Raw genomic sequence first — 8,986 nt, forward strand, 5'->3', positions numbered from 1 at the left:
TTGACCTTGAATATTGTGGTGCTGTTTAGCTTGATTCTGGTTGTCGGGATGTTGGTAGATGGAGCCATTGTTGTTGCCGAGTTAGCCTCACGAAATCAAAGTAAAGGGATGTCGGCAGCGAAAGCTTACGCAAGTGCATCAAAGCGGATGTCATGGCCGATCATCGCATCGACCGCGACAACGCTGGCTGTTTTTCTTCCCTTGATTGCTTGGCCGGGTGTTGTCGGCGAATTCATGAAGTTCTTACCCATTACGGTGATGATTTGTTTGATGGCATCGCTTGTTATGGCTCTGGTATTTTTGCCCGTTTTAGGCTCATGGTTAGGAGGGCAAACTAAGGCTAAAGGGAAGTTAGTAGACGAGTATGAACGTGATGGAGGTCATCCGCATACAATAAGCTCATTGAATGAAGAAGCCGGTGTGATGAAACGGGCCTATGTTTCAAGCTTGAGTGCCTTGCTGAAGAGACCGGGCTTAACATTTATCGGTGCACTGGGCGTCATAGTCTTCAGTTATGTCGCCTATGGGGCTTTCGGAAAGGGTGTAGAGTTCTTTCCAGATGTCGAACCGGATAGCGCGCAGGTTCTTATTCACGCTAGAGGTGACTTATCGATACATGAAAAAGATGCCTTGTTAAAACAGGTTGAACGTCGGTTTTTAAGTCTGATTGAAGGCAAAAACGAGCTTGAATCAATTTATGCCCGTTCTTTCAATCAAGCTCAGAATGCAATGGCCGAGGATGTGATCGGTTCAATTCAGTTTCAATTTGTTGATTGGGATAAGCGGCGTGTAGCGTCAGAAATTCTCACAGAAATGGAGGCGATGACCGCTGATATTTCAGGTGTAAAGTTGGAGTTTCGCAAAGCAGAGAATGGCCCTTCTGGCGGTAAACCGATCAAGTTGCAGGTTAGTGCAATCTACCCTGAGCACACTGAGCAAGCGGTTGAGCTTATCCTCTCAAAGATGGAAGCCCTCGAAGGTTTTAAAGATATTGAGGATGATCGAGCGCTACCGGGTATCGAATGGCGACTAGATGTAGATAGAGAGGCCGCAGCACGTTTTGGTGCCGATATCGCTTTGATCGGTAGCGCCATTCAAATGATTACGAACGGCTATCGCGTTGCCGACTTTAGACCGGACGATACGATAGAGGAAGTCGATATTAGTATTCGCTTCCCTGAACAGTTCAGAAACCTCAATCAGTTTGATAATTTCAGAATCCAAACCTCAAAAGGCATGGTGCCCATTAGTAACTTTGTGTCGCTGAATCCTGCGCCGAAGAATGGCACGATAAAACGGGTTGACGGTAAACGGGCTATTACGATTCAGTCAGATGTTCTTGAAGGACTGCTACCTAGCGAGCGCCTACAAGCTCTGCAAGCTGAGTTCGATCTGTCAGAATTTAAGCCAGATGTACGCATCGCCGTAAAAGGGGAAGAACAGGATCAGAAGGAAACAGCAGAATTCCTCGGTACGGCTTTTATGACGGCAATCTTTCTAATGCTTTTGATTCTCGTCATACAGTTCAACAGCTTTTATCAGAGTATTTTAGTATTGAGTGCGATTGTCTTTTCAACCGCGGGGGTTTTACTGGGCCTGCTGATCACAGCTCAGCCTTTCGGTATCGTGATGGTCGGCTTGGGTATCATTGCCTTGGCAGGTATCGTTGTGAACAATAATATTGTATTGATTGATACCTATAACTCGTATATCAACAATGGAGTTAGCCCTTATCAGGCGGCTTTGATGACGGGTGAGATTCGTATGCGACCCGTGTTATTGACTGCAGGAACCACTGTTCTTGGTTTGATACCGATGGTCTTATCGATGAATATCGACTTTATCAATCGCGACGTAGCTTTTGGTGCACCTTCTACACAGTGGTGGACTCAGTTATCTAGTGCCATTGCTGGTGGATTGGCGTTTGCCACAGTCCTCACCTTGTTTCTAACACCGGCTTTACTGGTACTTGGTGCTAATACTCGCCAATGGATATCAAGCAAACAAAACGGTTCCTAATTGGTGTTTCTATTCAAGTGTCACCGAGCTAATGCTGGTTTTAACCTTTTCGCCTGTTTTTAAGTGATAAACAACTTTGGCAGGATAGTAGGGGCTGCGTTTTTGCGCCGGAATCGTTTCGTTAATTGACCATTCTTCAATCTTAATTACTTTTCCATTTGCGTCAATTAGCTGCGTGCGCAACTGTAGAGCGCCAATGTTCAGTGGACTATGGTTTTCTATTGTCACCAATAAAGGCCCTTTAGGGTCTTGAACATGCTTGGCCTTTAAGTATTTTTCCGGTGTTTGCTTAATTTCGATTAGGGCCAGTTTTAGTTTTGCCTGTTGACCTATATCGCCTTGCGCCTGGGCTGCTTGTGCATAGTACTTAAGTGCTTGTTCCTGATTCTGAGACTCGCTGTATAGCTCTCCTAATTGTAGGGCAGCAATACTTGTTGGTAGTAAACGCATGCTATAGCGATAATCATCAATGGCATAGCTAGATTGGCCTAGAGCGGCATAGCTTTGAGCACGCTTTAAGTAATAAGAAAATTGATTTGGGTTGAGCTCTGTGGCGCGCATATGGGCCGCAAGTGCAGAATCTTTATTTCCCTTAGCGGCCAATGCATCGCCTTTTATGGCGCTAAATAGTGCTTCTTTAGGTTCTATATTACTTGCTTTAGAAATAAGGCTAAGCGCCAGGTCGTAATCTTTTTGTGCCAGGGCGGCATTCGCCTGGTCTGCCAGGTCGTAAGCTTCTTGTTTACTCTTGAGGTAGGCGATGGCTTGTTGATACGCCTCTTTACCCGAGAAGGCGTCTTTGACAGGGTTTGAGGCAGCGTATTTGATATTTGCTTCTACCCGTTCTTGAGAGGGCGGGTGTGAAGCAAATAAACCGTCAAGCCATGAACTTTTTTGCTGCTTTGATAGTGAGACAAAAACCTTTTGAAGTTCAACAGCGCCCTGCAGGTTGTAGCCAGCCTTAGCCATATATTTCATGCCGTAGTGGTCTGATTCCAGCTCGTGGTCGCGTCCATATTTGGCAGTGGTTAACCTTGCCCCTAAGTTCGCACCGCCAATAATTAAGTCTCGATAGTCATTATTCGCCAAGCCTAAACCCAGGCCCGCCATGCCGACTTGAACCAGTAAATTATCACGCTGACGCTGGGCGCCGTGTCTGGCAGCAGCGTGAACAATTTCATGACTAAGCACTGCAGCTAGTTGAGCTTCACTTTCCAGCTTTAAGAGCAGGCCACGATTAATAGCAATCTTGCCTGATGGCAGGGCCCAAGCATTAGGGACTGAGTTATTGAGAACGACAAACTCATAGGGAAGTTTTGGGACATCACTAAGGGCGGCGAGCCTCATACCAACCGTGCTGACATATTCACTAAGCTTCGGATCAAGGTTGTAGGCGCCACCTTGTGATTGCTGTGCTGGTTGGTATTGTTGCTGGCCTATTTTAACGTCTTCAGAAAAAGAGCTGAACATTAGCTGCTTTTCTCCGGTTACCGGGTTTACAGAGCAAGCGCTACAGAGCAAGGTTAGGCAGAGTAGAAGATAAGTAAAAATGGGGCGCATAAGACAATACCGGGTTCTAGTTAACAGTAAGTCAATTTTGCGCTAATGGATTCACTCTTTTCAATAGCAAATGAGTAATTACTATTGTTATAAATAGGATGCTAGGTGGAAATCTCCTGATTAATTACATTTCTTAAAAAGTGTGACATTGGTTATACTTCGGCGCTTCAAATATGTTAGCTGATAAGGAGCTGACATTTTATGCTTAACTAGAATAAGCGTTCCCAGCTAAATTATGTAACGCTGATTGTGAGAGAATGAATGAGAGACGAAACCATGTTGTTTACCCAAGTCGAAAGCTTTGTAAGCGTATTGGCTCAGTGCCAGGAGTTGGGTATTAAGGTTGTTTCTGCAAGAGAAAACGAGCTGATACTAGAATTGCCTTACAGCGAGAAGATTATCGGTAACCCAGATTCAGGGGTTATTCATGGTGGTGCGATTACCACCTTGATGGATACGACCGCAGGTGCCGGTGTGCTATGTGCAATGCCGGAGTTTGAACTCTGCCCAACACTAGATTTGCGTGTTGACTATATGCGCCAGGCAAAACCGGGGCAGTCAGTATTCGCGAGAGCAAGCTGCTACCGTTCAACCAACAATATCTTGTTTATGAAGTGTGAGGCTTATCAGATTGACCGGACTGTGGCGCATTGTGTCGCAACCTTTATGCGTATGGGCGAGAAGGGCATTCCTTCCTTAGATGTGATGACGAAAGATATTCCTGTTTATCAATCAAAGAATATTGGCAAGGTTTCTCTGCCCGAAGATTTTAAAGATTCGGTGATACAAGCGCGCGACAAGAGCGACTACAAGATACTGACCTCAGCTATTCCTTATGCGCAATTGATTGGCATTGAATGCCTGGATGATAGAGGAGAGCTAACCTTTAAGTTAAATCAGAAGGAAGGCAATATTGGTAATCCTATTCTTCCCGCAATTCATGGTGGTGTCATTGGTGGCTTTATGGAATTGTCTAGTGCTATGTATTTGCTGGTATCTCAGTCGACTTTGAAATTTCCCAAAATTATTGATTTTTCATTAGATTACTTACGTGCCGGTGCAAACCAGGATACCTATGCCTATTGTAATGTGACCCGCCAGGGTGGCCGCGTTGCTAATGTCGAAGTTCACGCCTGGCAAGAAAGCCGCGATAAGCCAATTGCCTTGGCCAGAGCGCATTTTTTGTTAGAGGATTAGGTTTTTCAAAGGGGTCAGACTCGATTGAAATTCAATCGAGTCTGACCCCTTTGAAATTCAACCTCAATGCCCAGGGTAAGCAGTGGTATCGGTCTTCAATTTAAATATCTGATAAGGGCCTTTTTCTTGAATGTACTGGTCAGGCTTGGCTATCACACTTTGTAGCGCACTAGCAGTAACGTATAACCAGCCATTCGGGCCGAAGCTGAAACCATCAGGCCAGCGAAGCTTCTTGTCTTTGTAAAGTGTTTGTATGGAACCATCAGAGCGCATCTGTATGATAGCCGAATGCTCCAGATCGCTGATGTATAGAGTGTCCTCATCATCGATAGTGATGCCATCGCTCATGGTCTTTTCACCAAAAGCTTCGATTTTAGTTTTCAGCGCTTCTGCACTTAGTGCAGGATTATTCAAATCACTTACCCGTACGCGCCACATCTTCTCGTCGGTAACGGGAGCAAAGTAAAGCCATTCTTCGTTGCGGTCTAGCGCAATAGAGTCAACGCCAGGGCGAATAGCAAAAACACCAAACATCAGCATTTTCACACCTTCGACATGAGGAACATAGTAGTCCGGGTCGACCGAGTCGTGGTCTTCAATAGCAATACGAGCACGCTGTTCTATCACATCATAAACGATGATAGATGGGCTAAGACCTATGATACTTGCATTGGCGATATAGATGCGTGTGCCATCATGACTGACTTGGAAGTCATTCATATGTGAGCCTAGCCCTGCAATATCTGAACTAAAACGATGATGATGCACAACCTCGCGGGACTCAATATCCACGGCAAGGATCTGAGGTGTTTCTTGCCCATGGTCACCATAGTCGAGTAGCCATAAGCGGCCTTGTCTGTCTAAACGCATTGATAGAACAGTACTCAAGTTAAGACCAGCTGGTGACTCGAACTCAAATGGTTTGGCTTCGCCATCAACCAGTTCTGCGATGTTATAGGGTGGAAAACCTTCCGGATGATAAGTGAAAAAGATGCGCTCATTTTTCGAGACTGCGATGTTTCCAGGAGGGTAGGGCAGGTCAGCAACTTTGATAAGCGCTTCAGCCGGGAGCAGGGGCTGGCCACTTCTATCAGGGAAGGCATCGCCGCCGCCGTAGAAACCATCGAGTGCGGCCGCACCGAGGCCAATAATCAAAACAACTGCGAATAATAGTGTGGTAAGGGCTTTTAACATGATTCTCAATTTATCTTTGTAAAGGTAGGTGGAGGGCATTAAACCATAATCTGGCTTTGTGCGCGAAACAGCTCGAAACAAAACACGATAAAAATTACTTGAAATTAAAAATGCCATCCCCACATAAGGTTTCAAGGCTTTTCAGGTCGGTGGTAAGCAAGGCTGCATTGATAATGCAGTCCCTCTCATAAGTTTGAGATAAATTGCTGCCGGAAAGCGACAAATCAATTTTTCTGAACAACGAAAAACGAGAGAAACAAATATATGTCAGCACAAGATAATTTAGAAGCAAAGCAGGAAACCCTTGGCTTTCAAACAGAGGTTAAGCAGCTTCTACATTTGATGATCCATTCCCTTTATTCAAATAAAGAGATCTTCTTACGCGAATTGATTTCAAATGCTTCCGATGCAGAAGATAAGCTGCGTTTTGAAGCGCTATCTAACAACTCTTTGTACGAAGACGATGGTGATCTGAAGATTCGTCTAGAGTTTGATGAAGAAGCCAAGACAGTGACATTAACTGATAACGGTATCGGTATGAATCGTGATGATGTCATTAACCACTTAGGTACGATTGCCAAGTCAGGCACTGCCGAGTTTATGTCTAAGCTAACAGGTGATAGCCAGCAAGATTCTCAGTTGATTGGTCAGTTCGGTGTTGGGTTCTATTCCGCATTTATTGTTGCCAAGAAAGTTGATGTATTCACGCGTAAAGCGGGTACAGATAAAGCGGAAGGTGTTCACTGGAGCTCCGAAGGTGAAGGTGAATTCACCATAGAGAATATCGAGCGTGCCGAGCGTGGTACTTCGATTGTGCTTCACCTGAAAGAGGAAGAGGCTGAGTTTGCTAACGGCTGGAAGCTACGTAGTCTGGTTAAGAAGTATTCTGACCATATCGCCTTCCCGGTTGTGATGAAGTCTGAGCCAATGCCTGCTGAAGAAGGTAAAGAGCCAGAAGAGCCAAAAGACGAGACAGTCAACGAAGCCACAGCGCTTTGGTCTTTGTCTAAGTCTGAAATCAAAGAAGAAGAGTATCAATCTTTCTATAAGCATATTTCTCATGACTTCCAAGAGCCACTAACTTGGTCTCATAACCGTGTTGAAGGTAAATTGGACTACACAAGCTTATTGTATATTCCTTCAAAAGCGCCTTTTGATATGTACAACCGCGATGTACCGAAAGGGCTCAAGTTGTACGTTCAGCGTGTTTTCATCATGGATGAAGCTGAGCAGTTCCTGCCTCTGTACCTACGGTTTGTTAAAGGTATTGTTGATACTCGCGATCTTTCGCTGAACGTCTCTCGTGAAATCTTGCAGAGTGACAAGACCGTTGAAAGTATGAAGACTGCTTTGACCAAGCGTGTTCTTGATATGTTGACCAAGATGGCGAAGAACGATGCTGAAAAGTATCAGTCTTTCTGGGATGAGTTTGGCCAGGTAATCAAGGAAGGCTTGGCTGAAGACTTTGGAAATAAAGAGAAAGTTGCCGGTTTATTACGTTTTGCGTCCACTGAAGGGGATAGCAAGCAGACAGTTTCTCTAGCGCAGTACATTGAACGTATGCAAGAGAGCCAAGACAAGATCTACTATGTTAGCGCTGAGAGCTATGCAGCCGGTATCAGTAGCCCTCACATGGAAATCTTCCGTAAAAAGGGTATTGAAGTGCTTGTGCTGAGTGATCGTGTTGATGGCTGGATGATTTCTTACTTGAGTGACTTTGACGGTAAGCACTTGCAAGACATCACCAAAGGCGAGCTAGATCTAGGTGATATCGAAGACGAAGAAGACAAAAAACAGATCGAAGAAGCGAGCAAAACTTATGAAAGCTTGATCGGCCAGATCAAAGACTTGTTAAGCGACAAGGTTGAAGAAGTTCGTGTTACTAATCGTCTGACTGACTCGCCAGCTTGCTTGGTGGCCGGTGCACACGATATGGACGCACAAATGAAGAAGATCATGGAAGCAGCTGGTCAGGCTGTTCCAGAGACTAAACCAAGCTTCGAAGTGAACCCGGAGCACCCATTGGTTCAGAAGTTGAACGAAGAGCAAAATGATGACCGTTTCAACGACTTGGCCAACGTCTTGTTTGACCAGGCAGCCTTGGCTAGCGGCGAACAGCTGAAAGATCCAGGTGCCTTTGTGTCTCGTTTGAATAAGCTATTGTTGGATTTATCTAAGTAGTTCATTACATTTCGACACAAGTTAAATAAGAAGGAGTTTGGTTTCGGCCAAGCTCCTTTTTTTTGTTTTATCCTAGTCAAAAGTAAAATGGGTAAAGGCTAGCGATTCTGAGCTATTTAACTCTAATCGGAATACTTACCGAGAAAGTCGTGCGCCCAACTTCACTCTCAAAATCAATATTTCCTTGATGCTTATCGACAATTTTCTTACAGATTCCTAGTCCTAAACCGCTGCCTTCTCCGGCTGGTTTTGTGGTAAAGAAGGATGAAAATACCTTTTCTTGGATATCCTCAGGAATTCCTGGACCGTTGTCGGTGAACTGCACAAGAATATTACCCTCCTGTACTTTGGTAGAGACCGATAATTCACCTTCATTATGCATTGCTTGAAGTGCGTTATGGGTTAAGTTGGTCCAGACTTGGTTTAGTTCGTCGGGGTAGCAGAGTGTTGAGGGTAAATCACCATAGTCCAAGTGCACTTCACAGCCTTGCTTAAACTGGTTCTGGTAAAGCACCAAGACTGTTTTAATGCCGTCGTTGATATTGCTTTGAATCATTTCTCCGCTGCAGTCTTGATGAGAGAAACTCTTCAAGGCAAAGACTATTTTTGATACGCGCGCGATGGCGGTATGAATGGTCATGTTGTTTCTTCGAATACTCGTAAGGGAGTGAGCGAGGGAAACGATTTTGTTATTTTCAGGGTCGAGAATTTCAGGTTTTAGTGCGCTGAGCTGATCGTGTAAGCCCATTTCCAATAGCAATTCTGCTAGATCTTCAGCACCTTCCTGATGATGGGGAGCAAGTTCTTTTGATAGAGAGCGCTTAATTGCCCTTTC

The 8,986-nt window shown here is 44.9% G+C and carries 6 protein-coding genes; 3 read left to right on the forward strand and 3 right to left on the reverse strand.

Annotated features, from left to right (window positions below; all coding sequences use genetic code 11):
• Positions 1 to 2,019: efflux RND transporter permease subunit (locus A3735_RS24815; protein WP_197486030.1), on the forward strand; the 2,019-nt coding region annotated here is incomplete at its 5' end.
• Between the two features lie 9 nt (positions 2,020 to 2,028).
• On the opposite strand, the gene A3735_RS24820 is transcribed toward A3735_RS24815, so the two are convergent.
• The gene (locus A3735_RS24820; RefSeq protein WP_068510471.1) at positions 2,029 to 3,579 is read right to left on the reverse strand and encodes a M48 family metallopeptidase; all 1,551 of its coding nucleotides are present in this window, start codon (positions 3,577 to 3,579) and stop codon (positions 2,029 to 2,031) included.
• 261 nt (positions 3,580 to 3,840) lie between these two features.
• Here A3735_RS24820 and A3735_RS32700 point away from each other — a divergent pair, with 261 nt between their 5' ends.
• On the forward strand, positions 3,841 to 4,776 hold the full coding sequence (locus tag A3735_RS32700) for a PaaI family thioesterase (protein WP_368664571.1): 936 nt from the start codon (positions 3,841 to 3,843) through the stop codon (positions 4,774 to 4,776).
• A gap of 63 nt (positions 4,777 to 4,839) precedes the next feature.
• Here A3735_RS32700 and A3735_RS24830 read toward each other — a convergent pair whose 3' ends face one another.
• Positions 4,840 to 5,970 (reverse strand): SMP-30/gluconolactonase/LRE family protein, encoded by a 1,131-nt coding sequence (locus A3735_RS24830; protein WP_197470094.1) that lies wholly within the window; start codon positions 5,968 to 5,970, stop codon positions 4,840 to 4,842.
• A gap of 264 nt (positions 5,971 to 6,234) precedes the next feature.
• Here A3735_RS24830 and htpG point away from each other — a divergent pair, with 264 nt between their 5' ends.
• On the forward strand, positions 6,235 to 8,151 hold the full coding sequence (htpG, locus tag A3735_RS24835) for a molecular chaperone HtpG (RefSeq protein ID WP_068510476.1): 1,917 nt from the start codon (positions 6,235 to 6,237) through the stop codon (positions 8,149 to 8,151).
• Between the two features lie 112 nt (positions 8,152 to 8,263).
• Here htpG and A3735_RS24840 read toward each other — a convergent pair.
• On the reverse strand, positions 8,264 to 8,986 hold a 723-nt coding region (locus tag A3735_RS24840), incomplete at its 5' end, for a sensor histidine kinase (RefSeq protein ID WP_156499904.1).

The sequence above is a fragment of the Oleiphilus sp. HI0061 genome (assembly GCF_001635675.1).